The following is a 24,667-nucleotide window of genomic DNA, read 5'->3' as shown; positions in this document are numbered from 1 at the left end:
AAGCCGCCTGTTCCGCATGGAATAAGCAGGTTATGCACGAACCATGACGATGGGTCAGATGAGTCGCGACAGAGCCTTCCGCGAGCAACAGCCGCAGCGCAGCGCCGGCGGCCTCTTCGCCCGCCGGGGGCGCTTGCGCCGCGCTTTGCGTTACGGCGGGCTGGCCGCGATCTTCCTCGTCGCCGTCTTCCTCGCCGGTTTCCTGTGGTTCGCCGATTCCGTGACCACGCTCGCCCCGCCCTCCCAGGCGCGCGCCGATGCGATCGTCGTGCTGACCGGGGGCTACCAGCGCATCGACCAGGCGGTCGAGCTGCTGCGGCGCGGCTCCGGCCGCCGCCTGCTCATTTCCGGCGCCCATCCGACGACCTCGCCGGCCCAGATCCGCAAGATGACGCAGGCGTCCCGCGACCTGTTCGACTGCTGCGTCGACGTCGGCTACGAAGCGCTCGACACGATCGGCAACGCCAACGAGATCTCGCGCTGGATACACGATCACGGCTATTCCTCGGTGCTGGTGGTCACCAACAACTACCACATGCCGCGCAGCCTGATGGAACTGCGGCGCAAGGATCGGGCGACGACCTATGTTCCCTATCCGGTGGTCAACTCCGACCTCAAGCACACCGACTGGTATGCCGAGCCCGACGTGCTGCGCACGCTTCTGTCGGAATACGGCAAGACGCTGATCGCCTATGCCCGCGGCATCATCGGCTGGGGCAGCGGCGACGGGCTGCGCTCGACGGCGAAAATCGCCAAGACCTCCGGCTGAGCCGCCGAGGAAATCCCGCAACGGCGCTTTTTATCCCGGGCGAATTGCGATAGGGACGTTTTCACGCCCGCCCGAGGAAAAGCGCCTAATGATCATCCTGCGTTCCATCCTGTTCAACACGCTGTTCTACACCAATCTGGTGCTCCAGATGGTGCTGCTGTCGCCCTACTACTTCCTGGCGTCGCGCAAGAAGGCCTTCGCGATCCCGAAGAACTGGGCGCGCTCCAACCACTGGCTGATGGAGAAGGTCGTCGGCACGACCTTCACGGTCGAAGGCCTGGAGAACATCCCCGAGGGCGGCTATATCCTGGCGCCGAAGCACCAGTCCCTGTGGGACACCTATGCGCTCCTCCCCTGGCTGGACGATCCGGTTTACATCCTCAAGCGCGAACTGATGTGGATCCCGATCTTCGGCTGGTACGTCGCTCGCCAGAAGATGATCCCGGTCGATCGCGGCGCCCGCGGCAAGGTGATGGTCAAGGTCATGGAACGGGCCAAGCAGGAAATGGCGGCCGGCCGCCAGCTGATCATCTATCCGGAAGGCACGCGCCGCCCGGCGGGCGCCGAGCCCGCCTACAAATACGGCATCGCCCGCATCTACCGCGATCTCGACGTGCCGGTCGTGCCCGTCGCCATGCATCCGGGCCTGTTCTGGCCGCGCCGCAAGTTCCTGCGCTTCCCCGGCCATTTCAAGGTGAAGATCCTGCCGCCGATCGAGGCGGGACTGGACCCCGACGTGTTTTACCAGACGCTGATCGAAAAGCTGGAAAAGGCGAGCGACGAGTTGCTGATCGAAACCGTGCGCGACAATCCGCAGGTGCCCCTGCCGCCGACGGCCGTGCAGCGGCTCAAGGAGCTGCAGGCGGAAGGGACGGCCTGACGTTCAGGCCACCACGCCTTCCAGCCGTTCGATTTCCGCGACTACCTGTTCCAGCCAGTGGTCGCGAATGCCCATTTCGCGCAGATGCGCGACCGTGTTGGCCACATAGACCGGATTGGGACCGGACACGCCGACCGCCTGGTTGACGATGCGTGCCGCTTCCTCGACCGAAACCGCGCCGCCGTACTGGCGATGACTGCGATCGACCACATAGGTCAGAGCCTGCACCTTGCGGCCGTCGTCCAGACGCACCGGAAGCGAGCGCTCCACATAGACATGCGTCACCAATTCGCGCTCACGCAGATATTCGATCGTCGCCTCGCGGTCACGCATCGCCACCCGGAAGGCGAGCCCGCGGCAGGAGCCCCCGCGATCGAGCCCGAGCACGAGACCCGGCATTTCCCGGGTGCCGCGGTGATGCCAGGATCGAACGCAGAGCGACCGCCGATAGCCGATCATCCGGCCCTGAATTCGCTCCTCGTAGGAAAAGCCCGGATTCCACATCAGCGATCCGTAGCCAAATACCCAAAATTCGTCCATATCGCGGGTCATTCCAGAACATCGGCCGGATTGCCGGATCACCATTTTACGTTTGGAGCGCCTGATGGCAACGTCGCGTGAGGAAAACCGCAGTCCCGCCACCCGCAAGGTCGTGCGACTCGGCATCGCCGTCGCCGTCGGCATGCTCGTCTATAGCGGCTTGTGGTTTGGCGCGGCAGGGGCCCTGGAAAAGAAACTCGCCGCGATCCTTAGCGGCGACAACCCGGCCGCCATCGAGGCCGCCTGTCCGGACATGAAGGTCGGCGGCTATCCCTTCCGCATCGGCGTGACCTGCACGACGCTTACGGTCGACGACCATTTCCACGGCCTTTCGGCGACCTTCGGCGCCTTTCGCTCGGCGGCCCAGGTCTATGCGCCCGGCCGCGTGTTGTGGGAGCTGGAGGGACCGGGGCAGATACGCTCCAGTCTCGGCTTCTCGCTGGCGCTGCAGTGGACGAAGATGCGTTCGAGCCTGAGCGCCGGCCTTTCGGGCCTCGACCGCAGCTCGATCGAGGCGAAGGACCTGCAGTCGCTGCTGACGCGACAGGTCGACGGGGAGACGATCGAGGCAAAGGCGCCGCACGCGGAGGCGCATGTGCGCCGGTCCGGCGGTGATCTCGATCTGGCGGTCCTCGCCAGGGACGCGGTCCTGTCGCTGCACGGCCAGCCGCCGCTTCTGCCGCCGCTCTCGGCGAGCATCGACATGACCCTGATCGGCAAGGCGAAGTATCTCGATCTCGAGGGCGACCGCGGCGAAGGGCTCTACGGCAGCGAAGGCGAGATCCGCCGCTTCGTCGCCGACATGGGCGAGGGTCGCGTGCTGACCGTGTCCGGCCCGGTATCGGTCGGCCGGGACGGCATGGTTTCGGGCAAGCTCCATGTCGAGATCGAGGGCATCAAGGCGTGGCAGGAGACCCTTCGAACGGTATTCCCCGACGAGCGGGAGACGATCGACAATGCCGCCAGCGTGCTCGGCGCGCTGTTTTCCGGCAAGGACAAGGGGAGCGCCGACCTGACCGTGACGAACGGCGTAGTGTCGCTGGGTATCTTCCCGATCGCCGTCCTGCCGCCGCTGTAAGCGCGCCGGTCAGGCCTTCTTGTCGAGCGAGTGGCGGCCGAAGTCCGGCACGTCGACATCCTGGCCGGCCTCGATGATCGAGCGGCGGACGGCGCGCGTGCGGGTGAAGAGCTCGAACAGCTTGTCGCCCTCGCCCCAGCGGATCGCCCGCTGCAGATAGGCGAGATCTTCCGAAAAACGCGCCAGCATTTCGAGGATGGCATCCTTGTTGTGCAGGCAGACGTCGCGCCACATGGTCGGATCGGAGGCGGCGAGACGCGTGAAGTCACGGAAACCCGAGGCCGAGTACTTGATCACCTCCGACTGGGTCACCGTTTCCAGATCGTCGGCCGTGCCGACAATGTTGTAGGCGATGATGTGCGGCAGGTGCGACACGATGGCCAGCACCTTGTCGTGGTGCTCCGGATCCATCTCGTCGATCTTGGAGCCCAACGCTTCCCAGAAGGCCTTGAGCCTGGCAAGGGCGGCGGCATCGGTCCCCGGCAGCGGGGTGAAGATACACCAGCGGCCCTGGAACAGGCCGGTGAAGCCGGCGTCGGGGCCGGACTTTTCTGTGCCCGCCAGCGGATGGCCCGGAATGAAGTGCACGGTCTTCGGCATGTGCGGCGCCATCTGGGCGATGACGGAAGCCTTGGTCGAGCCGACATCGGTGACGATGGCGCCGGGTTTGAGATGCGGGGCGATCTGCCGGGCGACCGCTTCGGAGGCGCCGACAGGCACGGAGACGATGATCAGGTCGGCCCCTTCGACGGCGTCCGCCGCCGACAGCACGTAAGACGTCCCGAGATCGAGTTCCTCGGCGCGCTTCAGCGTCTCCGGGCTGCGGGTCGAGACCACGACCTCGCGGGCCAGGCGGAGCGCCTTGACGTCGCGGGCGATCGAGGAGCCGATCAGGCCGATGCCGATCAGCGCGATGCGGTCGAACAGCGGCTCCGGCATCAGGAACGCCCCATGAACTCGGTCAGCGCGCCGATTACGCCGCGATTGGCCTCTTCGCTGCCGATCGTCATGCGCAGAGAATTGGCAAAGCCGTAGCCCTTGACCGCGCGCAGGATGAAGCCGCGGCTGGTCAGGAAGTCGTCGGCTTCGGCCGCACGCTTGCCGTCGACCTCGGGGAAGTGGATCAGCACGAAATTGGCAACCGAAGGCGTCACCTTGAGGCCGAGCGCGGAAAGCGCCGTGGTGACCTTCTCGACCCAGGTGAGATTGTGCTCAACGGCCATCGCGACGAATTCCTGGTCGCGCACGGCGGCGGCCCCGGCGGCGATCGCCGGCGCGTTCATGTTGAACGGGCCGCGCACGCGGTTCAGCGCATCGATGATCTCCAGCGGCGCATAGGCCCAGCCGATGCGCAGCGCCGCAAGGCCGTAGACCTTGGAGAAGGTGCGGGTCATGACGACGTTGCGGGCGCCCGAAACGAGCTCGATGCCGGCCTGGTAGTCGTTGCGGCGGACATATTCCGCATAGGCCGCATCGAGCACCAGGATGACATTGCCCGGCAGCCCGGCATGCAGGCGGCGGATCTCGCTCACCGGCACATAGGTGCCGGTCGGATTGCCCGGATTGGCGAGGAAGACGATCTTCGTCTTCTCGGTCACGGCAGCCAGAATCGCATCGACGTCAACGGTGCAGTCCTTTTCCTTGACCACGACCGGGGTCGCGCCCGCGCCCATGATCTGGATCTTGTAGACGAGGAAGCCGTGTTCGGTGATGATGCCTTCGTCGCCCGCGCCGAGATAGACATGGCAGAGCAGGCCGAGCAGTTCGTCGGAACCGTTGCCGCACAGGATATTGGCCTTGTTCAGCCCGTGCACGTCGGCGATCGCCTCGCGCAGCGTCGTGGCCTGGCCGTCGGGATAGATTTCCAGATGCCCGGCGCTCTGCTTGAACGCGTCGATCGCCTTCGGGCTCGGCCCCATCGGCGTCTCGTTCGACGACAGCTTGAAGACCCGTGCGACGCCAGGGGCATGCTCCTTGCCGGGCACATAGGCGGCAATGTCGAGGATACCCGGACGCGGGGTGGGCTTCATGATGTCGCTGCTCATCGAACTGGCTTTCTGTCGTTGAAAACACGGGCGGGCGCCCGGCGATAGGGGATGAGAGCCCTTAGAACGGAAAGGCGGTTTTGTCGAGGGTCGAGGCGTTCGCAGCCGCCGGCCGCGTCAGGCCTTGCCGTCCGATCTGACCCGCGTGGTCGGCACGCCCTGCGGCGCCAGAACCGGGGCGAAGACGCGCCTGGAGGCCCGCGACGCGACCGGCAGGCCCTGGTAGAGCCGTTTCTGCGCCTCGACGACGATCACGCCGGAAAAGGCCGGCCAGAGCATGCGGCCCATGCGCTCGAAACTGCTGCGCAGCTTCAGGAGGGCACGGATCTTCGACGGTGGGAAAAACAACGCCTCGGCGCTGGCGCCCGGCGTGAAATTGGTCTCGCGCAGCAGCGCCGTCAGCTGGCCGCGCGAATAGGGCCGGCCCGAGCCGAACGGCGTGTGCTCCATGCGCGCCCACACGCCGCGCCGGTTCGGCACGACGATGACGAGGCGCCCGCCGGGCGCGAGCACCCGCCAGATCTCCTTCAGCGTCTCGCGCGGGTTTTCGGCGAATTCGAGCGAATGGACCATCAGCACCCGGTCGATCGAGGCGTCCGGCAAGGGCAGTTCCTCGTCGAAGACCAAGGCCGTGGCCGACGGCTCGCCGACCGGCCAGTTCACCGCCCCCTGCCCGGCCGGCATGAAGGCGAAGGTGCGCTCGGTATCGGCGCGGAAACGGTCGAGAAAGGGAACGGCATAGCCGATGCCAATGAGCCGTTCCTGCGGCAGGCGCGCCCACAGCGACGACAGCGCCATGGCGATCGACTGCTCCGCCATGCGGCCCAGCATGGAATGGTAGAACTGGCGGAGATCGACGATATCGACATGCATGGCGCCATTGTTAGCAGGCGGCGGATGGACTTCAAGGCTGAAGGCGCTACATTTCGCCCAAGCAAGCAGAAGGGACCCCGACCTGATGAAACCTCTCGATCTCGACGTCTTCCCCTGCCGGAGCGACAATTTCGGCGTTCTCCTCCACTGCCCGGAAAGCGGTGTGACCGCTTCGATCGATGCGCCGGAGCTGGATGCCATCGTCGCGGCAGCCGAGCGGCGTGGCTGGAAGATCACCCACATCTTCACCACCCACCACCACGGCGACCATGTCGAGGCGAACCTGGCGCTCAAGGAAAAATACGGCTGCGAGATCATCGGCCCGCGCGAGGAGGCGCTGGCGATCCCCGGCCTCGACCAGGCGGTCGCCGACGGCGACAGCTTCGAGTTTGGCGGGCACACCGTGCAAGTGATCGAAACGCCCGGACATACCGCCGGCCATGTGTGCTACCACTTGCCCGACGACAAGCTGCTGTTCGCCGCCGATACGCTGTTTGCGCTGGGCTGCGGCCGGCTGTTCGAGCGGCCGGCGACCGACATGTGGCATTCGCTGCAGAAGCTCGCCGCCCTGCCGGACGAGACCGCCGTCTATTTCGGCCACGAATATACGCTGTCGAACGCCCGCTTCGCGCTGACCATCGACCCGGAGAACGAGCGACTGAAGGCGCGCGCCGCGGAGATCGAGGCCAAACGCCAGCGCGGCGAGTTCACCATTCCGACGACGATCGGGCTGGAGAAGGAAACCAACCCCTTCCTGCGCGCCGCCGACCCGTCGATCCGTCGCAACCTCCTGATGGAAGGCTCGAGCGACGAGGAAGTCTTTGCCGAAATCCGCAAGCGCAAGGATCATTTCTGATGGATGCCGAGGCCGTAATCGAGGCCCTCGGCATGCAGCCGCATCCCGAGGGCGGCTGGTTCGTCGAGACCTTTCGCGACCCGGCCGGCGGGCCGCGCGGCCATTCGACGGCGATCTACTACCTGCTGAAGGCGGGCGAACGGTCCCACTGGCACCGGGTGCGCGACGCGGTCGAGGTCTGGCACTACCACGCCGGCGCGCCGCTGGCGCTTTACAGCGCGCCCGAGGGAACGACCGTCGAGACGATCGTGCTCGGCGCCGACCTTTTGCGCGGCGAGCGGCCGCAGGCGATCATTCCGGCCAATGGCTGGCAGGCGGCGGAAAGCCTCGGCGACTACACGCTGGTCGGCTGCACCGTGGCGCCCGGCTTCGACTATGCGAGCTTCGAAATGGCGCCGCCCGGCTGGACGCCGAACGAGAGCCGACAGGCGCACACCGGGAGCGTTCAGGAAGCGATGGCGACGACCGCGAGGGTCAGTACGACCTGTGCGGCGAAATAGCTCGCCCAGACGTAGAGCGCGGCGAGCCAGCGCATCGGATGGCTCTTCTCCATCTTGAAGGTCTCGACCGCCAGAACGGCATCAGACGACAGGAAGAGCGCGGCACCGGCGAAGACCGCGACCGACGGCACACTGAGCGACAGAATCGCCATGGCGGCGATCGCCGTTGCATAGGCCAGCACGGCAGGTGCGAGCCTGCCCGCCGGGCGCCACAGAAAGGCCACCAGCAGCACGGCAAGGGCGACCGAAAGACCGGCTGCGGCGAGCCGCCAGGTCTCGTCCGTCAAGAACCGGAGATCGCCGATTTCATAGAACAGGGCACCATAGGCGATGTGGGCGAGCAGGAAGGACGAGAGCCCGCCCATGAAATTCTTCTCGCCTTCATAGGCAAGGAAGGCATCGCCGAGTGCACTCAAGGCCAGCGCCAGCACCAGGAGATCCGGCGCTTCCATCAGGAGCGCATAGAGCGCCAGAAGCGAGACCGGCAGGGTCTTCCACAGTGCCCGGCGATGGCCCGCCGGTGTCGGCAGAATGGCGAAATAGGACAGGCCGATGAGAACCGCGAGGGCGAGCACGATCGTCGCGAAGATCTCCATCGCCGCCCCTTCCCCGGTCACGTTTCCGCTTCGGCCCTGGCCGGCCGGCGGATCATGTCCTGCGCCGCGAGGATGGCGCCGCCGGTGATCAGCACGCAGGCGATGGCGATGCGCAGCGAAGGCTCGGCAAAGCCGAACAGGGTGAGGATCAAGGTCGACAGGAGTGGCGCTGCATAGCTCGACGCACCGAGAATCTGGATGTCGCCGTTTTTCACCCCATGGTCCCAGGCGTAGAAGGCCAGGCCGACCGGGAAGATGCCGAGACCGACCACGGCTGCCCATTGCGACAGGCTGTCCGGCCAGACGGTGGTCTCGAGGCCGAGGTGGCAGAGCGCCGACAGGATCGAAGTCGCCAGGCAGAAGCCGGTGACGACATCGGTCGAGACGGCCTCGAAGCGGCGGGTGATCAGCGAATAGCCGGACCAGGTGAAGGCGCAGAGGAAGGCGGCAAGATAGCCGAAACCATAGGCCGGATCAAAATCGATACCGTTCTTGGCGACGATCAGCACCGTGCCGGCAAGCCCGGCGAGCGCGCCGGCCACATGATACCAGCGCAGGCGTTCGCCCGGCAGCAGCGCGGAGCCGACGACGATCAGCAGCGGCCAGAGATAGGCGATCAGCCCGGCCTCGACCGCCGGCGCGTTGCGCAGCGCCGTGAAGTAGAGGAAATGGTAGCCGAACAGCCCGACCACGCCGGTCAGCCAAACCTTGGCCGGCTGGCGCAGCTGGCGGATGCGCTCAGGCTTGAGGATGAAGGTGATGATGCCCGGCAGGCTGCCGATGGCGAAGGTGATCGCCGAGAGCTGGAAGGGCGGCATCGTGCCGGACGCGGCCGTCATCAATGCGAGGAACGACCACATCAGAATGGCGGTGAACCCGATAAGCGTCGCCCTGGTCTTCACGTCGTCTCCCCTCGCGGGGATCAGACCCGCGGCCCTCAATCGTCGAAACCGACCGCCGATACATAGATGGTTCCCATTTGCGTGGGAACGCGTGCATAGACCGGAGCATATACCTTCAGGGTTCCGGTTTTGGCAAACCAGATTTCCATGCCCTCGACCTTACGCAGATACTCGATGTCCTTGCGTCCCTTGCGGAAGCCCGACTTCGGCACATAGCGGATCGAGCAGACGATCGCCTCGTTCTCGACATCGTCGATCGTGAAGCTTTTCCGCCCCTTCGGCGTGAGCACGAGATCCATGCGGCTCTCGCCGTCATAGATCGGCAGGGTGCGAGGACAAGCCGCCTCGCCCTCCGGGATGATGAGCCCGCTGATCGGATCGAGCACCGATCTCAAGTCCTCCGGCCCGACGGCGATCCAGTTCCGCGGCCGCCGCTTCGGCTCGGGATGGACGATCGTTTCCGTGACGTCGCCATCGCTGTAGCGCACGTCATAGGTCTGCTTCTTCTTGCCGCTCTGGTAGACCAGCGTGTAGCGGTCGGCCTGCATGCGATCGCCGGTCAGGGTTCCGGAAATATCGGTCCGGGCGGAAATCTTGGTGACGACATTGACGATGGCCGAGGAGTTGAAGCTGCCGGTGATCGTATAGTTCTTCTGGTTGACCTCGGTGACGAAGGAGGCCCGGGCGATCGGCAGCGCTCCGAGCGTCACGCGGTAGTCGGTGCGATAGCGCACGCTTTCGGCGGCGGCGGGCGCCGCGGCCAGAACGAGCAGACTGCAGACAAGGCTCAAGAAACGCAAAGACCAACCCCCTGAATGCGATCCCGCCCTTTGCAGCCGGCGAGTCGCGATGATAGTCATCCTCGGGTGCGACTATGGCAATAAAATAGCGGCTTTATCCGGAGCGCGCGGGAAAATCCAAGGTTTGGCTTGACGCGCCCGGCCAGTCTGACTATAGAACCGCAACTTTCCAATCAAACGCCGTTGGATTGCCTTGCCGGTATTTGCCCGGAAGCGATGCGATGGCCAAGAAAAATATAGGTGTATCATGTCCCGCAGTTGCGAATTGACCGGCAAGGGCGTCCAGTCGGGCAACAATGTGAGCCACGCGAACAACAGGACCAAGCGCAAGTTCCTTCCGAACCTGTGCGACGTCACGCTGATCTCGGATGCTCTTGGCCAGCGTTACCGCCTGCGCGTTTCGGCAGCGGCTCTCCGCTCGGTCGAGCATCGCGGCGGTCTCGACGCCTTCCTCCTGAAGGCCGACGAAACCGAACTGTCGATGCGCGCACGTCTGCTGCGCCGCCAGATCGTCAAGAAGACCGCAGAAGCCGCATAAGCGACTTCTGCCTTCTTCGACAAGGTATCAAGGCTTGAACGGGCGCACCCCGGACAAGCCTTTTCCTTTTCACCAAATCGTTACTCCAACTGGTGGCATCACCCAGGATAAAAAAATGCTGAAGACACGCCATATCCTTATCTACAGCCTGCTGATGACGGCGATCGTCGTCGCTTCGAACGTCCTCGTGCAGTACCCGCTCTCGGGCCAGCTTGCCGGCATCGCGCTCGGCGACATTCTGACCTACGGTGCCTTCACCTATCCGGTCGCGTTCCTCGTCACCGACCTCACCAACCGCCAGTTCGGCCCGAAGACCGCCCGCAAGGTCGTCTTCATCGGCTTCGTCGTCGGCATCGCGCTGTCGTTCGTGACCTCGTCGCCGCGCATCGCCATCGCGTCCGGAACGGCCTATCTCGCCGGCCAGCTGCTCGACATCACGGTATTCAACCGGTTGCGCCAGCTCACCTGGTGGAAGGCGCCACTGCTCGGTTCGGTCTTCGGCTCGGTGCTCGACACGGTCATCTTCTTTTCGCTCGCCTTCGCGCCGATCTTCACCCTGATCGGCCCGAACGACGATTTCGCCATCGAATGGGCACCGATCCTCGGCATCCTTGCAACCGACGCGCCGCGCTGGATCTCCTGGGCGATCGGCGACTTCACCGTCAAGATGCTGGTCGGTGTCGTGATGCTTCTGCCCTATGGGGCACTGATGAGCATCCTTCGGCCGATGCCGGCAGCCGTGCCGGTCCGCGCCGCGCGCTGACAAACGGCTTGGGGCTCGTCGTCGCTCTCAGTCGACGAGCCTGAATTCCAGCATCAGGCTGCGCTGCAGGATCGAGTGGTTGTCATCCGACACGAGGATGATGCGGGTCGAACCGTCGGCAGCGGTCACGACGTCCAGCCCCTCCATATTGTCGATCTCCTCTCCCATGCCCGCTTCGAGGATGATCTCGCCGTCGACCACGGCACCCGGCCTGAGGCTCGCGCCGTCGATCCGGCGGATGCGCAGGCCGACCCCGCTGGCAAAGGTGAACCGTCGCTCGAGCAACAGCAGGTCGCCAGTCGGCAGGAAGTCGCCATCGGTCACGTCGAACCCGTCATGGGCCACGACCCGGAACGCACCCTTCGACGGACCGTCGAGAATGCCGGCGAACAGGTTGCCATTGCCGTCGACACTCTTTTCCGCCACCGCGACCAGCGCACCCTGCAGCGGGCTTGCCTCCGGCGAGAGCGCCAGGGTTTCCAGCCCGCCATTGTTGCGTAGCTCCCCGACCGGAAACGGCAGCGGAAAGGCCATGCGGAACGGCCGCGCGGTCTCGATCGCCGAGAGAGGCCGGTAGCCGGAGACGCGATGTCGCTGCTCGTAGCCGACCAGCACGTCGTCGCCACGGATCGCCAGGCTTTCGGCATCGACGCTGTACTTGCTCTGATCGCCCCGACCATCGGCATCGAGCATGGGAGCGATCGTCACGGCCGAAAGGCCGGAGAGCCGTCCCTGCGCATCGCGGCTGATCCTGCCCGAAAGCCAATGGCCCGTATCAAGGACACCGAGGAAGCGCTCGCCATCCGGCAGAAACCGGACAGCGGACCAGGCGCCGAACAGCGGCTCGGACGAGGAGAGCTCCAATCCGCCGACAAATTCCAGCGCACCGAAGCGCGTCTCGGTCGACCCCGGACGGAAAGCGGTGATCGCGGTCGCTTCGACCGGTGCCGTTTGCGCGCGCGCGATCTGGGGCGAAGCGGTCCCGGCAGTCAGGGCGAGAAGAAAGACGAGAGAGAAGCGAGGCTGCAATATCTTGACCTTGAACTATCCAGGAAACGGCTGGCTCCTTATGCCACGATCGCCCCGTGGGTCAAACTGCACCACCGGCGGATGGCGAAGGTTCGACCGCTCCGGCCCCAGTCAGGCACAAGCTCGGCGTGCAAGATTTCCGCCATTGCCTTGAAAGGACGTTATTGAGGAGCCGCACATGATCGCCATTTCCAACGAAACGCAATATTCCACCCCGTCGATGCGCACCAGCCGGACGACCGACGCGGGCGGCGACGGTTTTTCCCAGGCGCTGCTGTCCTATGGTGGTGGCTCGACCTTCTCGCTCGAGGACGAGAACAGCGTGTCCTACGACACGACGATCGACGAGGAGGAGCGCACGGACGCCAAGGACCTGCTGGTGGAATTCTCCAAGTGGGCGCACATGGACGCCGCCGAGATGATCCGCGCCCAATATCTCGAGGACAACGGGCTGACCGAGGAATCCCTGGCGGCGATGGCCCCCGAGGCCCGCAAGGCCATCGAGGAAGAGATTGCCGAACGCATCAAGAACCAGCTGGGCATCGACAAGGGCGCGACCTCCGGCGAAGTCGCGGAACTCGACCAGGCCGACGCCGAGATCTGACGGCGCCGGGGCGGAGCGTCAGCCGGCGCGACGCCCGCGGCCGCGCTTGCCGCTGGTCTGCTGGTCTTCGAACAGGGCCGCGAGCTGCTCGGTCATTGCGCCGGCCAGTTCGTCGGCATCGACGATCGTCACGGCCTTGCGATAATAGCGCGTCACGTCGTGGCCGATGCCGATCGCCAGAAGTTCGACCGGGGAGCGCGTCTCGATCTGCTCGATCACGGCGCGCAGATGCCGTTCGAGGTAATTGCCCGGATTGACCGACAGGGTCGAATCGTCGACCGGCGCACCGTCGGAAATCATCATCATGATCTTGCGCTGCTCGGGGCGGGCCATCAGGCGGCCATGCGCCCACATCAGCGCCTCGCCGTCGATGTTTTCCTTCAGCAGGCCTTCGCGCATCATCAGGCCGAGATTGCGGCGTGAGCGGCGCCAGGGCGCATCGGCCGACTTGTAGATGATGTGGCGCAGGTCGTTGAGGCGGCCAGGGGTCGGCGGCTTGCCACCAGCCAGCCACTTCTCTCTGGACTGACCGCCCTTCCATGCCTTGGTGGTGAAACCGAGAATCTCGACCTTGACGCCGCAGCGCTCCAGCGTACGGGCGAGAATGTCGGCGCAGGTGGCGGCGACCGTGATCGGCCGGCCGCGCATCGAGCCGGAATTGTCAATGACCAGCGTCACCACCGTGTCGCGGAACTTGGTGTCCTTCTCCTTCTTGAAGGAGAGCGGCTGCATCGGATCGATCACCAGACGCGTCAGGCGCGCCGGGTCGAGATATCCTTCTTCCAGGTCGAATTCCCAGGAGCGGTTCTGCTGCGCCATCAGGCGGCGCTGCATGCGGTTGGCGAGGCGCCCGACGGCGCCCTGCAGATGGGCGAGCTGCTTGTCGAGGAAGGCGCGCAGGCGCTCGAGTTCCGCCTCGTCGCAGAGTTCCTCCGCCGTAACGATCTCGTCGAATTCCTGGGTGAAGATCCTGTAGTCGACCTTCTCGTTGAAGTCGTCGAACGGGCTTGCCGGCCGGCGCATCTCGCCGGGCGTCTCGCTGTCGTCCTCGCCCTCTTCGGTCATGTCGTCGTCGGAGATCTCGGCGCCGTCCATCTCGCCGTCGTCCATCTGCTCCTGCGAGGCTTCGCTCTCCTCGGCGGGGGCCTGTTCGGAACCGGCCTCCTCCTCGGCGCTCTCCTGGTCTTCCTCGTTGGAGCGCGGCTGATCCTCGTCGGTCGAGCTTTCGTCCTCGCTCTCCTCGGTGTCGTCGCCGACATCCTCGGCCATTTCCATGGCGGACAGCATGTGGCGGATCACCCGGGCGAAGGCCTGCTGGTCGTTGATCGCCGAGAGCAGGTTGTCGAGATCGGCACCCGCCTTCTGCTCGATGAAGGGACGCCACAGGTCGAGCACCTTGCCGGCCGATTCGGGCGGCTTCTCGCCGGTCAGCTTCTCGCGCACCAGCATGGCGACGGCTTCTTGGATCGGCGCGTCTTCCTGGCGGTTGATGCCGGAGAAGTTCGCCTTGGCGTATTTCTCCGCATGCATGGCGTTCATGTTGTCGGCCATGCCGCTCATCCTGAGCGCGCCGATCGATTCGACGCGCGCCTGCTCGACGGCGTCGAACACCAGGCGCGCATCGGCGCCCTGCGGCGCCATGGTCGCGTGGACCTTCTGGTCGTGGCAGGCAAGGCGCAGCGCCATCGAATCGCCGAGCCCCCGCGTCACCGCGAGTTCATGGGCCGTCGGCTTCTTCGACAGTTCCGGCAGGCGCACGCGCTCGCCGGCAAGGCCCGGCCGCTCGTTGGCGAAGACCACTTCGACATCGGGGCTGCCCGCGACCGCGCGAACGCAGCCGGTGATCGCCCGCCGAAGCGGCTCAACGTCCGGCCCTACACCGGGCTTTGCTCTCGTATTGTCGCCGCGACCTGCCATGTTGATCGCCCTCTCAGGCGCTCAGGACGATGTTGGCAGCGCTTTCCTTCAGCTCGACGCCGAAGGCCCGCTGATACTGCTCGGCCACCAGCGTGCGCTCGAGCTCGTCGCACTTGTTCAGGAAGGTGACACGGAAGGCGAAGGCGACATCCCCGAAGATCTCGGCGTTTTCCGCCCAGGTGATGACGGTACGCGGGCTCATCACGGTCGACAGGTCGCCGTTGACGAAGGCGGAGCGCGTCAGGTCGGCCAGCCGGACCATGCGCGAAACGGTGTCGCGGCCCTGCTCGGTCTTGTTGAAGCTCTTCACCTTGGCGAGAACGATGTCGACTTCTTTCTCATGCGGCAGGTAGTTCAGGGTCGTGACGATCGACCAACGGTCCATCTGCGCCTGGTTGATCTGCTGCGTGCCGTGATAGAGGCCGGTGGTGTCGCCAAGACCGACCGTGTTGGCGGTGGCGAACAGGCGGAAGGCGGGGTGCGGGCGGATGACGCGGCTCTGGTCGAGCAGCGTCAGGCGGCCAGACGATTCCAGCACGCGCTGGATGACGAACATCACGTCCGGGCGGCCGGCATCGTATTCGTCGAAGACGAGCGCGACATTGTGCTGGTAGGCCCAGGGCAGGATGCCGTCCTTGAATTCGGTGATCTGCTTGCCGTCCTTCAGCACGATCGCGTCCTTGCCGACGAGGTCGATACGGCTGACATGGCTGTCGAGGTTGACGCGCACGCACGGCCAGTTGAGGCGCGCGGCGACCTGCTCGATATGCGTCGACTTGCCGGTGCCGTGGAAGCCCGAGACCATGACGCGGCGGTTATGAGCGAAACCGGCGAGGATGGCGAGCGTCGTGTCCCGGTCGAAAAGATAGTCCGGATCGAGATCGGGCACATAGGCGTCACCCTTGCTGTAGGCCGGGACGCGCAGATCGCTGTCGATGCCGAAAACCTCGCGCACCGACACGGTAGTGTCGGGGAGATTGGAAATATCAAGTTCAATTTTGCTCATCGTCTCTCCATGCCGGGCGCCACCGACCGGCCTTCCAAATAAAGCGCGCTGCAAGCACCTTCGATTAACAGAAACCCGCCTGCTTTAACAATTGATACGCCTGAATGACAGCGCGAAAACGCTCTTCCGAGCCCCTGTCTCCGCCATTTGCATCCGGGTGGTGTTTTTTTACAAGCTCCTTGTAGCGGCTCTTGATTTCCTGGGCGCTACAATTCGCCGCAAGGCCGAGCGTGTCGAGTGCCTTGGCCTCGAGGCTCTTCAACTTGCGGGCCTGCGGCTGGGTTCGGCCGCCGCCGCCCTGCTTGACGAAGCCGAAAGGGTCCTTGATGCGGGCCTGCGAAGCGGCCGATCCGGAGCGCGCCGTCGAATGCAGCGGGCTCGACTTCGCCGCCTTGTTGACGCCCACCGTCCAGGTCGGGCGATGGCCGGTGACCGCTTCCTTCTGGTAGCGGGCGATCTCGGTGTCGGACAGGCCGGAAAAGTAGTTGTAGCCCTTGTTGTATTCCTTCACGTGCTCGAAGCAGAACAGGAAGAACTGCCCTTCGGCGTTGCGGCCGACGGGTGCGCGATGAACGCCAGGCTTCTCGCAGCCGTCCCACTGACAGGTCGGCGAAGCTTTCTCCGGCTCCGGTTCGCGTTTGCGGCGCGTGCGGATCCGGTCGAAGTATTTTGAGTCGAGTTTCATCTATTGATTATGGTGCCTCCGGCAACCGACAACAAGAATTGACAAATGGGATTGTTCTGGGCTTTGTGAGGCTTTGCCCGGCCGGCCGGGCGCGAGGAATGCCATGTCTGTACGCACCAGAATTGAGGCGAAACTGCGTGAGGCCTTTGCGCCCGAACGCCTTTTCGTCATAGATGAAAGCAGCCATCACGCCGGTCACCAACCGGGTTTCGACGGTGCGGAAGGAAGCCACATGCGGGTGCGCATCGTGGCCGAGGCGTTCACCGGCATGACGCGCCTGGCGCGCCACAGGGCGATCACGGAATTGCTGCAACCGGAGATCGACGAAGGCCTGCATGCGCTGGCGATCGAACCAGCAGCACCGGGCGAAGAGACCCGCTGGTAGGCTTTTCGTGCCGTAGGGAAGCGTTGTTGCCTATCACATGGTCCGCAAGCGCCCCGCTGTCAAGCCGAGGCCGCGCCGCCTGGCGCGTTCCCGGCTAGTTCGGTTCGGCGGCGGCTTCCTCGGCCGGACGGATGCGTAGCTTGGTGATGCGGTTTTTCTCGCGCTTCATCACAATGAAGCGCTTGCCGTAGAAGGTGAAGGCCTGGCGCTCTTCCGGGATCGACTTCGACTCGTGGATGACAAGGCCGGCGATCGTCGTCGCCTCCTCGTCCGGCAGGCTCCAGTCGAGCGCCCGGTTGAGATCGCGGATCGGCACGGCGCCGTCGACGACGATCGAACCGTCGGCCTCCTGGCGCACACCCTGGATCTCCAGGTCGTGCTCGTCGGAAATGTCCCCGACGATCTCCTCGATGATGTCCTCGAGCGTCACCAGCCCCTGCACCTCGCCATATTCGTCGACGACGACGGCGAAATGCACCTTGCGCCGCAGGAAGGCCGCGAGCTGATCCTTGAGGTTGGTCGTATCCGGCACGAACCACGGCTTCTGGGCGATCTTGACCAAGTCGAGATTGTCCGGCTGGACGTCCGGCTCGGCCAGCGCCCGCAGCAGGTCCTTGGCATGGACCACGCCGATGATGTTGTCGGTCGACCCGCGCCACAGCGGCATGCGGGTATAGGGGCTTTCGAGCACGGCACGCACCGCCACCTCCGGCGGCTCGTCGGCATTGACGGCCCGCATCGCGGTGCGGTGGATCATGATGTCCGAGACTTCCAGCTCGCCGAGATCGAGTACCCCGCCGAGACGGTCGCGGTCGGCCTTGTCGAGATGGGTGTCGCGATGGACGAGCTGGAGGGCCTGCTCGAGATCGTCATAGCCGGAAAGACCGAGCGTCTGCTGCGACAGCTGGACGCCCGAAAAGCGGAGAAGGCCCCGGATCACCGCATTGACGATACGCGACAGCAAACCCGTTTCGGACGTCATTAGGCCCGCATGTCCTCCAGGAAGGCGAAGACTTCCGAGGCCGGCACGTCGTCGGCGACGAAGGACTGGCCGATGCCGCGGGTGAGGATGAAGGTGAGCTTGCCGCCCTTGACCTTCTTGTCCTGGCCGATCGCTTCCATCAGGAAATCGGTCGAGGGCAGTTCACCCGGAATCTGGTCCATCGACGTCGGCAGGCCGACCGCCTTCAGATGGGCCTCGACGCGGGTGACGTCCTCGACACCGAGCAGGTTGAGGCGGTTGGAGAAACGATGCGCCAGCACCATGCCGATCGAGACGCCCTCGCCATGCACCAGACGCGTGCTGTCATATTCGGTCGCGGCTTCCAACGCGTGGCCGAAGGTGTGGCCGAGATTGAGCAACGCCCGGCGGCCGTTCTCACGCTCGTCAGCCGCCACGACATCCGCCTTGGCCTGGCAGCTCGCGGCGATCGCCTCAATGCGCGCAGGCCCGCCGGAGAACACCTCCTGCCAATTGCGTTCCAGCCATTCGAAGAAATCCGGCTTGTCGATCAGGCCATATTTCGCCACTTCCGCATAGCCCGCCCGGAATTCCCGCGGGCTCAGCGAATTCAGCACATCGGTGTCGGCCAAGACCAGATCCGGCTGGTTGAAGATGCCGACGAGGTTCTTGCCGTGGCGGGTGTTGATGCCGGTCTTGCCGCCAACGGAGCTGTCGACCTGCGACAAGAGCGATGTCGGGACCTGGACGAAGCGCACGCCGCGACGCACGATGCCGGCGGCAAAGCCGGTCAGGTCGCCGATGACGCCGCCGCCGAGCGCGATCACCGCGTCGTTGCGCTCGATGCGCGCTTCGAGCAGGAGGTCGCAAACCTTGGTCAGGTAGTCGAAGCTCTTGGTCTTCTCGCCCGGCGGGAGCGTCAGCGACACGGCCTCGATGCCATCGGTCTGCAGGCTGTCCATCAGCTGATCGAGGTAGATCGCGCCGACATTCTCGTCGGTGATGATCGCCGCCTTGCGGCCCTTGATGCGGGTGGAGATTTCGCCGCCGGCGCGACCGATCAGGCCGGGGCCGATCAGGATGTCGTAGGCGCGCTCGCCGAGCGGCACATGGACCAGCCGCTCTTCGCTCTCTGTCTTAGTCATCGTTCTTGCTGCCTTTACCGGTGTAGTCGAGAATCGCTTCCAGCACTTCCCTGACGATCGTCTCCTTGCGCTCGTCGCGCGACTGGATCGTCATGTCGGCCAGAGCATAGATCGGATAGCGCTGGTTCATCAGGTTTTCCAGCGTCTGCTTGGGGTTTTCGGTCTTCAGCAGGGGTCGGTGATCGCGCTTGTTGACGCGCTCCCACAGCACGTCGAGATCGGCCTTCAGCCAGAGAGAGATGCCGCCCCGCTCGATCTGCTTGCGGGTCTTCTCGTTGATGAAGGCGCCGCCGCCGGTCGAGATCACCCGCGGGCCGGTGCGCAGCAGGCGCTTGATCACCCGGGTCTCCAGCGCCCGGAACTCCTCCTCGCCATAGGCGGCGAAGAGTTCGCTGATCGTCATGCGCGAGACGCGCTCGATCTCGTTGTCGGTGTCGATGAAGGGCAGTCCGAGCTGGCTCGCCGCCATGCGGCCGATCGCCGACTTGCCGGCGCCCATCAAACCGACGAAGACGAGATTGCGCCGTCCCAGCGCCGCCCGCGCGCGTTCGCCCAAGGTGGGGGAAACGGGAAATGTGGTTTCGTTCATCGGCCTGTTCGCATCCGTTTCCCAACGGTATTGACAAATGAACGCCAAGCGTCAAGCCATACGCTGGAATGAATGCGATGGCACCACGCCTTGCAAAGCCTTCGGCGCCGGCCCACATGCGGCGCCGCTTGCAGCCCTTTGGACCAGACAATGCCGACGCTCTTTCGCTTTCTCTTCTTTTGCGCCACGATCGTCGGGATGGTCTATCTGGCGATGTGGTCGCTCGTCGTCTTCGTCGAGCCGCGCGAGCGCGACGTGACGGTGCGCATCCCCTCCGAGCAGGTCAATCCGCCGGAACAGCAAACCGGGCAATAGGCAAAGGGAGGAGTGTCGTGGCCGACCTGAGCCAGGCCCGAGTCGAGGCCTTCCTGGAAATGATGAGCGCCGAACGGGGCGCCGCCGCCAATACGCTCTCCTCCTACGAACGGGATCTCGACGATCTCCATTCCTTCCTCAACGCGCGCAAGGTGAGCCTCGGTTCCGCCGGGAGCAAGGACCTGTCCGCCTATCTCGGCGATCTGGCCAGACGGGGCTTCCAGCCGACCTCGCAGGCGCGGCGTCTTTCCACCATGCGGCAGTTCTACAAGTTCCTTTATGCCGAGGGACTGCGGGGCGACGACCCGACCGCGATCCTCGATTCGCCCAAGAAGGCGCGTCCGCTGCCGAAGTTCCTCAGCATCGACGAGGTCGGCAAGCTGCTCTCGCTGGCCGAACAGGAGGCCGACCTGCCGGGGCCAGGGCGATTTGCCCGGATCCGCCTGCTGGCGCTGATCGAGCTTCTCTACGCGACCGGCATGCGGGTGAGCGAACTCGTCGCGCTGCCGGCCAAGGTGCTGACCCAGGAGGGCCGTTTTCTCGTGGTCCGCGGCAAGGGCAACAAGGAACGCCTCGTACCGCTGTCCAGGGCGGCAGTTGCGGCCCTTTCCCGCTACGGCGCCGAGATGGCCGCCGAGCGCGGCGATCGCGAGGCAAGCCCCTTCCTGTTTCCTGCCGCCAGCAAGGAGGGCCACCTGCCGCGCCAGGTCTTCGCCCGCGACCTCAAGGATCTGGCGATCCGGGCGGGCCTGCCGGCCGCCAGCGTCTCGCCGCACGTGCTGCGCCATGCCTTCGCCAGCCACCTGCTGGCCAACGGCGCCGACCTGCGCGTGGTGCAGGAACTGCTGGGCCACAGCGACATTTCAACGACACAAATCTATACGCATGTGCTTGATGAACGCCTGCGGGAGCTGGTGCAGACGCATCACCCTCTTGCAAAAAAGGCCAAAAACCTTGATTAGAGCCGTCAACACCGGTGCCAAGCGCCCGAACGGCATAGGGCAGAACGATCGGAACCCGATTTCATGCATAATTATCTCGACTTCGAAAAGCCAATCTCCGACCTCGAAGCTAAGATCCACGAGCTGAAGAAACTCGCGGAGGAGGACGAGAGCATCGACACGTCCGAGGAAATCGGCCGACTGGAATCCCGTGCCCGCGAGGCTATGGAAGAGATCTACTCGAAGCTCAATGCCTGGCAGAAGACGCAGGTCGCCCGCCATCCGCAGCGCCCGCACTTCGTCGACTATGCCTCCGAGCTGTTCACCGAGTTCACGCCGCTCGCCGGCGACCGCAAGTTCGCCGAGGATGCGGCGATCCAGGCCGGCCTCGCCCGCTTCCGCGGCCAGCCCGTCGCCGTGATCGGACAGGAAAAGGGCAATGACACCAAGTCGCGCCTGAAGCACAATTTCGGCAGCCCCCGTCCCGAAGGCTATCGCAAGGCGATCCGCGTCATGGAAATGGCCGACCGCTTCGGCCTGCCGGTCATCACCCTGATCGACACCGCAGGCGCCTATCCGGGCATCGGCGCGGAAGAGCGCGGCCAGGCGGAAGCGATCGCCCGCTCCACCGAGATGTGCCTCAGCCTGCGCGTCCCGATCGTTTCGGTCGTGCTGGGCGAAGGCGGCTCCGGCGGCGCCATCGCGATCGCCACCGGCAACCGCGTCTACATGCTGGAACACGCCATCTATTCGGTCATCTCGCCGGAAGGCGCCGCATCCATCCTCTGGCGCGATTCCACCCGCGCCAAGGAAGCCGCGACCAACATGAAGATCACCGCCGAGGACCTGAAGGGTCTCGGTGTCATCGATGGCATCATTCCCGAGCCCGTCGGGGGCGCGCATCGCGATCCGCAGGCCGTGATCAAGACCACGGGCGACGTGATTGCCACGACGCTCGCGGAGCTTTCGCCCCGCCCGGGCGACCAGTTGCGCTCGGAGCGGCGGCAGAAGTTCCTCAATATCGGCCGCAATCTCTGAGGCGGGCGCCGGCGCCCGTCACAATGCTGCTGTTTTCACAGGCTATGGCGCGAATCCGTTCGGTTTGAAATGCGCCCTTGGTTTATGATTTGTGAAGACTGTGGTCATAGATTAGAAAGGTCCGCTTTCTGACGAAAGCAGTTTTGCCCTGTTCGAGATGAGCCTTTCGCAATGCGCTGGAAATCGACCGCCCTCGCCCTGACCCTCGCGGCTGCCGCTCTTGCCGGCTGTAACGACACGCTCGACAGCTTCGATCCGGCATCGGTGTCGAACAAGGTCGAACATCCGCTGCCGTCGAGCATCCTGGCCGACATGAAGGCCAAGGGCATGGAGCGCACCTCACCGATCGCCATCCGCATCTTCAAGGAAGAGGGCGTGCTGGAGATCTGGAAGGCGAAGACCAACAATCGTTTCGACAAGATCAAGGAATACCAGATCTGTGCCTGGTCCGGCCGGCTCGGACCCAAGGTGAAGGAAGGCGACCGCCAGGCGCCGGAGGGCTTCTATCCCCTGTCGCCCCACCACCTGAACCCGAATTCGAAGTATTTCCTCGCGATCAACACCGGCTATCCGAACCGCTTCGACCAGGCGAACGGCCGCAACGGCACCAACCTGATGATCCACGGCGCCTGCTCGTCATCCGGCTGCTATTCGATGACCGATGCGCAGATCCTGGAAATCTATGCCTTTGCCCGCGACGCCTTCAAGGGCGGCCAGGAGACCATCCAGCTACAGGCCTTCCCCTTTCGCATGACCGCGGAGAACATGGCGCGCCACCAGCACAGCCCGCATTTTTCCTTCTGGCAGATGCTGAAGGTCGGCTACGACAATTTCGAAGTGACCAAGCGGCCGCCCGAAGTGGGTATCTGCGAAAAGAAATATGTCTTCAATCAGCAGGTCGCCGACGGCAAGAGCCTGAGCCCGACGGGCACCTGCCCGGCAATGACGACACCGCCCGCCCTGCAGATGGCGCTGGCCTCCTACAATGCCACCTATTCCAAGGACTACGCCAAGGCACTCAGGAAGTTCGACGGCAAGGTCTGGTATGATCCGACCGAGGCGGAGCGCAAGGCGATCGTCGCCGACCAGCGCAAGGGCCACGATCTGGCCTATGCCCCGACGGGCTCGGCCCTGAAGGCCGGCAAGCTCTTGAAGATCGACGAGGTGGCGGACCCGGCGAACCCGACCCCGGCAGCGACGGCACCGGCCGCCATCGCACGCCTGGCCCCTCCCCCGGCCAACCAGTCCACGCCCGTGGCGACACCCACCGTCGCGCCTGCCGGTCAGTCCGCCACGACTGCCGCGACGGCACCTACGGCAGTTCCTGGCACCGCGCCGACCGCGGCCGCCGGCCAGGCCGCCAATGTTCCCGTGCCGCAGCCCAATCCGATGGCTGCGCCCGCACCGGTACAGACGGCCGAAGCCGACAAGAAGCCGTTCTGGAAATTCTGGCAGAAACAATGAGCGGCGACGCGCTCTACGACCTCAAGGGGCTGAAATGCCCCTTGCCGGTGCTGAAGACCCGCCGCCGGCTGAACTCGATGCAGCGCGGCGAGGAACTGAGCATAGAGACGACCGACCCTCTGGCTGTGATCGACGTTCCGCATTTCTGCACCGAGGACGGCCACGAGCTGCTGGAGACGACGACGCTCGACAACGGCCATCGCTTCCGCATCCGCAAGGGCTGAACGCCCCGACCTTCGTCCTCACATCTTCATCCCGGGAATGGCGAGCGGATTGTCCTCGAGCGCCGCGCGGTCGGGCCGGTCGATCTGCGGCCGTCCGGTAAAGGCGTCGAACAGTTCGCGCACATAGCTTTCGTCCAGATCGCGGGTGATCAGCACCAGCCGGGTGCGGCGATCGGCGGGGTCCGGCCAGGCTGCGAGGCGAACCGGCGGATGGAAGATCGACTGGACCCCGTGCAGCACCAGCGGCCGGTCGGGCCGGTCGGTGAGCGCCACGACGGCCTTCATGCGCAGGAGCTTCTCGCCCTGGCTGGAGCGCAGGATGTCGATGAACATTTCCAGCGCCAGGGGATCGATCGGCTGGTCGTGCACGATCGAATAGGAGCGGATCCGGTCGTCATGACGATGGACGTCATGATGGTGGTGGTCGTGCCGATGGTGCGCATGGCCATGGTCGTGACCGTCGTGTTCGCAAATCTCGCAGTAATCGTGATCATGGTCATGGTCATGATCATGATGCGAATGCCCCTGCTCGTCCGCCGGCGCCTCGTCCTTCAGCCAGCGATTGACATCGGGGATCTTGCTCGTCGGATCGTAGAGGCCGTTGGCGAGAATGGCGGCGCTGCCGGCTTCGGGTGTGTCGCCGTCGGTCAGTTCGGCGCGCGGATTGACTAAACGCAGCCGCTCGACGAGTGCGGTTCTGGCGCGCGGCTCGGCAAGGCCAGCCTTGGTCAGGATCAGCCGGTCGGCCACCGCCACCTGGCGTACCGCCTCGGGATAGGTGTCGAGCGTCGACAGGCCGTGCACCAGGTCGACCACGGTGATGACGCCGTCGAGATCGAAATGCTGGGCGATCGCCGGATGGCCCATCACCGACTGCATGACCGGCGCCGGATCGGCAAGGCCCGTCGTTTCGATGACGATGCGCGACAGCGGCTTGATCTTGCCCGTCTGCATGCCGTCGATCAGTTCGGCGAGCGTATCCACCAGTTCGCCGCGCACCGTGCAGCACAGGCAGCCATCGGAGAGCTCGATAACGGAATCGTTCGACGCCTCGACCAGCATATGGTCGATGCCGACCTCGCCGAACTCGTTGATGATGACCGCGGCATCGTGCATGGCCGGATCCTTGAGGATGCGGTTGAGCAGCGTCGACTTTCCTGCCCCGAGAAAACCGGTGATGATCGACACGGGGATCCGGCCGCTGGCTCCAGACATGACTTACTC

General features: G+C 64.7%; 27 protein-coding genes and 2 pseudogenes. 14 read left to right on the top strand and 15 right to left on the bottom strand.

The window, feature by feature from the left end:
- Positions 1-58 precede the first annotated feature (58 nt).
- A complete protein-coding gene (locus AC07Y0_RS22490; RefSeq protein ID WP_498679842.1) occupies positions 59-769 on the top strand; it encodes a YdcF family protein in 711 nt (236 codons plus the stop codon).
- Between the two features lie 88 nt (positions 770-857).
- Positions 858-1,649 carry a lysophospholipid acyltransferase family protein gene (locus AC07Y0_RS22485; protein ID WP_498679841.1) on the top strand — a complete coding sequence of 264 codons (792 nt, stop codon included), beginning with the start codon at positions 858-860 and terminating at the stop codon, positions 1,647-1,649.
- Between the two features lie 3 nt (positions 1,650-1,652).
- Here AC07Y0_RS22485 and AC07Y0_RS22480 read toward each other — a convergent pair whose 3' ends face one another.
- A complete protein-coding gene (locus AC07Y0_RS22480; RefSeq protein ID WP_498679840.1) occupies positions 1,653-2,189 on the bottom strand; it encodes a gamma-glutamylcyclotransferase in 537 nt (178 codons plus the stop codon).
- A gap of 64 nt (positions 2,190-2,253) precedes the next feature.
- On the opposite strand from AC07Y0_RS22480, the gene AC07Y0_RS22475 reads away from it, so the two are divergent.
- Entirely contained in the window at positions 2,254-3,267 is a 1,014-nt protein-coding gene (locus AC07Y0_RS22475; RefSeq protein ID WP_498679839.1) for a DUF2125 domain-containing protein, read from the top strand.
- 9 nt (positions 3,268-3,276) lie between these two features.
- Here the strand turns inward: AC07Y0_RS22475 and AC07Y0_RS22470 are convergent, their stop codons facing one another.
- The 3 genes from AC07Y0_RS22470 to AC07Y0_RS22460 form a co-directional block, all read right to left on the bottom strand.
- Positions 3,277-4,206, bottom strand: a complete 930-nt coding sequence (locus AC07Y0_RS22470) for a prephenate/arogenate dehydrogenase family protein (RefSeq protein ID WP_498679838.1) — start codon at positions 4,204-4,206, stop codon at positions 3,277-3,279.
- Positions 4,206-5,312, bottom strand: a complete 1,107-nt coding sequence (gene hisC, locus AC07Y0_RS22465) for a histidinol-phosphate transaminase (protein ID WP_498679837.1) — start codon at positions 5,310-5,312, stop codon at positions 4,206-4,208. Before hisC ends, AC07Y0_RS22470 begins: the two co-directional genes overlap by 1 nt.
- Positions 5,313-5,429: 117 nt before the next feature.
- Positions 5,430-6,185 carry a class I SAM-dependent methyltransferase gene (locus AC07Y0_RS22460; protein ID WP_498679835.1) on the bottom strand — a complete coding sequence of 252 codons (756 nt, stop codon included), beginning with the start codon at positions 6,183-6,185 and terminating at the stop codon, positions 5,430-5,432.
- 85 nt (positions 6,186-6,270) lie between these two features.
- Here AC07Y0_RS22460 and gloB point away from each other — a divergent pair, with 85 nt between their 5' ends.
- Positions 6,271-7,041: a hydroxyacylglutathione hydrolase gene (gene gloB, locus AC07Y0_RS22455; RefSeq protein WP_498679834.1), complete on the top strand. Its 771-nt coding sequence runs from the start codon at positions 6,271-6,273 to the stop codon at positions 7,039-7,041.
- Positions 7,041-7,460 (top strand): annotated as a pseudogene (locus tag AC07Y0_RS22450) (cupin domain-containing protein); the annotation flags it as partial. The gene gloB and the pseudogene AC07Y0_RS22450, both read left to right, overlap by 1 nt.
- 26 nt (positions 7,461-7,486) lie before the next feature.
- Here the strand turns inward: AC07Y0_RS22450 and AC07Y0_RS22445 are convergent.
- From AC07Y0_RS22445 to AC07Y0_RS22435, 3 genes are read right to left on the bottom strand one after another with little or no spacing between them, the layout of a single operon-like run.
- Positions 7,487-8,137 (bottom strand): lysoplasmalogenase family protein, encoded by a 651-nt coding sequence (locus tag AC07Y0_RS22445; RefSeq protein WP_498679833.1) that lies wholly within the window; start codon positions 8,135-8,137, stop codon positions 7,487-7,489.
- A 17-nt stretch (positions 8,138-8,154) separates the two neighbouring features.
- On the bottom strand, positions 8,155-9,039 hold the full coding sequence (yddG, locus tag AC07Y0_RS22440) for an aromatic amino acid exporter YddG (protein ID WP_498679832.1): 885 nt from the start codon (positions 9,037-9,039) through the stop codon (positions 8,155-8,157).
- A gap of 35 nt (positions 9,040-9,074) precedes the next feature.
- On the bottom strand, positions 9,075-9,839 hold the full coding sequence (locus AC07Y0_RS22435; protein ID WP_498679831.1) for a DUF3108 domain-containing protein: 765 nt from the start codon (positions 9,837-9,839) through the stop codon (positions 9,075-9,077).
- Between the two features lie 247 nt (positions 9,840-10,086).
- Here AC07Y0_RS22435 and rpmB point away from each other — a divergent pair, with 247 nt between their 5' ends.
- Positions 10,087-10,377: a 50S ribosomal protein L28 gene (gene rpmB, locus AC07Y0_RS22430; RefSeq protein ID WP_028737083.1), complete on the top strand. Its 291-nt coding sequence runs from the start codon at positions 10,087-10,089 to the stop codon at positions 10,375-10,377.
- A gap of 115 nt (positions 10,378-10,492) precedes the next feature.
- Positions 10,493-11,140, top strand: a complete 648-nt coding sequence (locus tag AC07Y0_RS22425) for a queuosine precursor transporter (protein WP_498679830.1) — start codon at positions 10,493-10,495, stop codon at positions 11,138-11,140.
- 27 nt (positions 11,141-11,167) lie between these two features.
- Here AC07Y0_RS22425 and AC07Y0_RS22420 read toward each other — a convergent pair whose 3' ends face one another.
- Positions 11,168-12,172 carry an esterase-like activity of phytase family protein gene (locus AC07Y0_RS22420; RefSeq protein WP_498680313.1) on the bottom strand — a complete coding sequence of 335 codons (1,005 nt, stop codon included), beginning with the start codon at positions 12,170-12,172 and terminating at the stop codon, positions 11,168-11,170.
- 175 nt (positions 12,173-12,347) lie between these two features.
- Between AC07Y0_RS22420 and AC07Y0_RS22415 the strand changes: the two genes are divergently transcribed.
- Positions 12,348-12,773, top strand: a complete 426-nt coding sequence (locus AC07Y0_RS22415; protein WP_498679829.1) for a hypothetical protein — start codon at positions 12,348-12,350, stop codon at positions 12,771-12,773.
- A gap of 18 nt (positions 12,774-12,791) precedes the next feature.
- Here the strand turns inward: AC07Y0_RS22415 and cobT are convergent, their stop codons facing one another.
- From cobT to AC07Y0_RS22400, 3 genes are all read right to left on the bottom strand, one after another.
- Complete coding sequence (gene cobT / locus AC07Y0_RS22410; RefSeq protein ID WP_498679828.1) at positions 12,792-14,690, bottom strand: cobaltochelatase subunit CobT; 1,899 nt, start codon at positions 14,688-14,690, stop codon at positions 12,792-12,794.
- Between the two features lie 13 nt (positions 14,691-14,703).
- Positions 14,704-15,696, bottom strand: a complete 993-nt coding sequence (gene cobS, locus AC07Y0_RS22405; protein ID WP_454747858.1) for a cobaltochelatase subunit CobS — start codon at positions 15,694-15,696, stop codon at positions 14,704-14,706.
- Positions 15,697-15,760: 64 nt separating this feature from the next.
- Positions 15,761-16,381 carry a J domain-containing protein gene (locus AC07Y0_RS22400; protein WP_498679827.1) on the bottom strand — a complete coding sequence of 207 codons (621 nt, stop codon included), beginning with the start codon at positions 16,379-16,381 and terminating at the stop codon, positions 15,761-15,763.
- A gap of 103 nt (positions 16,382-16,484) precedes the next feature.
- On the opposite strand from AC07Y0_RS22400, the gene AC07Y0_RS22395 reads away from it, so the two are divergent.
- On the top strand, positions 16,485-16,766 hold the full coding sequence (locus AC07Y0_RS22395) for a BolA family protein (RefSeq protein WP_454747860.1): 282 nt from the start codon (positions 16,485-16,487) through the stop codon (positions 16,764-16,766).
- A 94-nt stretch (positions 16,767-16,860) separates the two neighbouring features.
- Here the strand turns inward: AC07Y0_RS22395 and AC07Y0_RS22390 are convergent.
- The 3 genes and pseudogenes from AC07Y0_RS22390 to AC07Y0_RS22380 all read right to left on the bottom strand — a co-directional run.
- Positions 16,861-17,589 (bottom strand): annotated as a pseudogene (locus AC07Y0_RS22390) (transporter associated domain-containing protein); the annotation flags it as partial.
- Positions 17,590-17,747: 158 nt separating this feature from the next.
- Positions 17,748-18,872, bottom strand: a complete 1,125-nt coding sequence (gene aroB / locus AC07Y0_RS22385; protein WP_498679826.1) for a 3-dehydroquinate synthase — start codon at positions 18,870-18,872, stop codon at positions 17,748-17,750.
- The gene (locus tag AC07Y0_RS22380; RefSeq protein ID WP_498679825.1) at positions 18,865-19,461 is read right to left on the bottom strand and encodes a shikimate kinase; all 597 of its coding nucleotides are present in this window, start codon (positions 19,459-19,461) and stop codon (positions 18,865-18,867) included. Before AC07Y0_RS22380 ends, aroB begins: the two co-directional genes overlap by 8 nt.
- A gap of 150 nt (positions 19,462-19,611) precedes the next feature.
- On the opposite strand from AC07Y0_RS22380, the gene AC07Y0_RS22375 reads away from it, so the two are divergent.
- The 5 genes from AC07Y0_RS22375 to AC07Y0_RS22355 all read left to right on the top strand — a co-directional run bounded on the left by AC07Y0_RS22375 (position 19,612) and on the right by AC07Y0_RS22355 (position 23,443).
- Positions 19,612-19,776: a hypothetical protein gene (locus AC07Y0_RS22375; RefSeq protein WP_454747863.1), complete on the top strand. Its 165-nt coding sequence runs from the start codon at positions 19,612-19,614 to the stop codon at positions 19,774-19,776.
- Between the two features lie 17 nt (positions 19,777-19,793).
- A complete protein-coding gene (xerD, locus tag AC07Y0_RS22370) occupies positions 19,794-20,738 on the top strand; it encodes a site-specific tyrosine recombinase XerD (RefSeq protein ID WP_498679824.1) in 945 nt (314 codons plus the stop codon).
- A gap of 63 nt (positions 20,739-20,801) precedes the next feature.
- Positions 20,802-21,755 (top strand): acetyl-CoA carboxylase carboxyltransferase subunit alpha, encoded by a 954-nt coding sequence (locus AC07Y0_RS22365; protein WP_498679823.1) that lies wholly within the window; start codon positions 20,802-20,804, stop codon positions 21,753-21,755.
- A 171-nt stretch (positions 21,756-21,926) separates the two neighbouring features.
- Positions 21,927-23,219: a L,D-transpeptidase family protein gene (locus AC07Y0_RS22360; RefSeq protein WP_498679822.1), complete on the top strand. Its 1,293-nt coding sequence runs from the start codon at positions 21,927-21,929 to the stop codon at positions 23,217-23,219.
- Positions 23,216-23,443 (top strand): sulfurtransferase TusA family protein, encoded by a 228-nt coding sequence (locus tag AC07Y0_RS22355; RefSeq protein ID WP_498679821.1) that lies wholly within the window; start codon positions 23,216-23,218, stop codon positions 23,441-23,443. The genes AC07Y0_RS22360 and AC07Y0_RS22355 overlap by 4 nt, the downstream gene beginning before the upstream one ends.
- An 18-nt stretch (positions 23,444-23,461) precedes the next feature.
- On the opposite strand, the gene AC07Y0_RS22350 is transcribed toward AC07Y0_RS22355, so the two are convergent.
- On the bottom strand, positions 23,462-24,658 hold the full coding sequence (locus tag AC07Y0_RS22350; RefSeq protein WP_498679820.1) for a CobW family GTP-binding protein: 1,197 nt from the start codon (positions 24,656-24,658) through the stop codon (positions 23,462-23,464).
- Positions 24,659-24,667: the final 9 nt, after the last annotated feature.

This window comes from Allorhizobium sp. GW101-3B10, from assembly GCF_059424725.1.
Note: the sequence above shows the minus strand (reverse complement) of the source record. Positions and strands in the feature narration are given on the sequence as shown.

What these genes read in the sequence shown, in the direction of transcription:
- AC07Y0_RS22490 (WP_498679842.1), top strand. Translation starts at nt 59, where the DNA reads ATGAGTCGCGACAGAGCCTTCCGCGAGCAACAGCCGCAGCGCAGCGCC.
- AC07Y0_RS22485 (WP_498679841.1), top strand. Translation starts at nt 858, where the DNA reads ATGATCATCCTGCGTTCCATCCTGTTCAACACGCTGTTCTACACCAAT.
- AC07Y0_RS22480 (WP_498679840.1), bottom strand. Translation starts at nt 2,189, where the DNA reads ATGGACGAATTTTGGGTATTTGGCTACGGATCGCTGATGTGGAATCCG.
- AC07Y0_RS22475 (WP_498679839.1), top strand. Translation starts at nt 2,254, where the DNA reads ATGGCAACGTCGCGTGAGGAAAACCGCAGTCCCGCCACCCGCAAGGTC.
- AC07Y0_RS22470 (WP_498679838.1), bottom strand. Translation starts at nt 4,206, where the DNA reads ATGCCGGAGCCGCTGTTCGACCGCATCGCGCTGATCGGCATCGGCCTG.
- hisC (WP_498679837.1), bottom strand. Translation starts at nt 5,312, where the DNA reads ATGAGCAGCGACATCATGAAGCCCACCCCGCGTCCGGGTATCCTCGAC.
- AC07Y0_RS22460 (WP_498679835.1), bottom strand. Translation starts at nt 6,185, where the DNA reads ATGCATGTCGATATCGTCGATCTCCGCCAGTTCTACCATTCCATGCTG.
- gloB (WP_498679834.1), top strand. Translation starts at nt 6,271, where the DNA reads ATGAAACCTCTCGATCTCGACGTCTTCCCCTGCCGGAGCGACAATTTC.
- AC07Y0_RS22445 (WP_498679833.1), bottom strand. Translation starts at nt 8,137, where the DNA reads ATGGAGATCTTCGCGACGATCGTGCTCGCCCTCGCGGTTCTCATCGGC.
- rpmB (WP_028737083.1), top strand. Translation starts at nt 10,087, where the DNA reads ATGTCCCGCAGTTGCGAATTGACCGGCAAGGGCGTCCAGTCGGGCAAC.
- AC07Y0_RS22425 (WP_498679830.1), top strand. Translation starts at nt 10,493, where the DNA reads ATGCTGAAGACACGCCATATCCTTATCTACAGCCTGCTGATGACGGCG.
- AC07Y0_RS22415 (WP_498679829.1), top strand. Translation starts at nt 12,348, where the DNA reads ATGATCGCCATTTCCAACGAAACGCAATATTCCACCCCGTCGATGCGC.
- cobT (WP_498679828.1), bottom strand. Translation starts at nt 14,690, where the DNA reads ATGGCAGGTCGCGGCGACAATACGAGAGCAAAGCCCGGTGTAGGGCCG.
- cobS (WP_454747858.1), bottom strand. Translation starts at nt 15,696, where the DNA reads ATGAGCAAAATTGAACTTGATATTTCCAATCTCCCCGACACTACCGTG.
- AC07Y0_RS22400 (WP_498679827.1), bottom strand. Translation starts at nt 16,381, where the DNA reads ATGAAACTCGACTCAAAATACTTCGACCGGATCCGCACGCGCCGCAAA.
- AC07Y0_RS22395 (WP_454747860.1), top strand. Translation starts at nt 16,485, where the DNA reads ATGTCTGTACGCACCAGAATTGAGGCGAAACTGCGTGAGGCCTTTGCG.
- aroB (WP_498679826.1), bottom strand. Translation starts at nt 18,872, where the DNA reads ATGACTAAGACAGAGAGCGAAGAGCGGCTGGTCCATGTGCCGCTCGGC.
- AC07Y0_RS22380 (WP_498679825.1), bottom strand. Translation starts at nt 19,461, where the DNA reads ATGAACGAAACCACATTTCCCGTTTCCCCCACCTTGGGCGAACGCGCG.
- AC07Y0_RS22375 (WP_454747863.1), top strand. Translation starts at nt 19,612, where the DNA reads ATGCCGACGCTCTTTCGCTTTCTCTTCTTTTGCGCCACGATCGTCGGG.
- AC07Y0_RS22365 (WP_498679823.1), top strand. Translation starts at nt 20,802, where the DNA reads ATGCATAATTATCTCGACTTCGAAAAGCCAATCTCCGACCTCGAAGCT.
- AC07Y0_RS22360 (WP_498679822.1), top strand. Translation starts at nt 21,927, where the DNA reads ATGCGCTGGAAATCGACCGCCCTCGCCCTGACCCTCGCGGCTGCCGCT.
- AC07Y0_RS22355 (WP_498679821.1), top strand. Translation starts at nt 23,216, where the DNA reads ATGAGCGGCGACGCGCTCTACGACCTCAAGGGGCTGAAATGCCCCTTG.
- AC07Y0_RS22350 (WP_498679820.1), bottom strand. Translation starts at nt 24,658, where the DNA reads ATGTCTGGAGCCAGCGGCCGGATCCCCGTGTCGATCATCACCGGTTTT.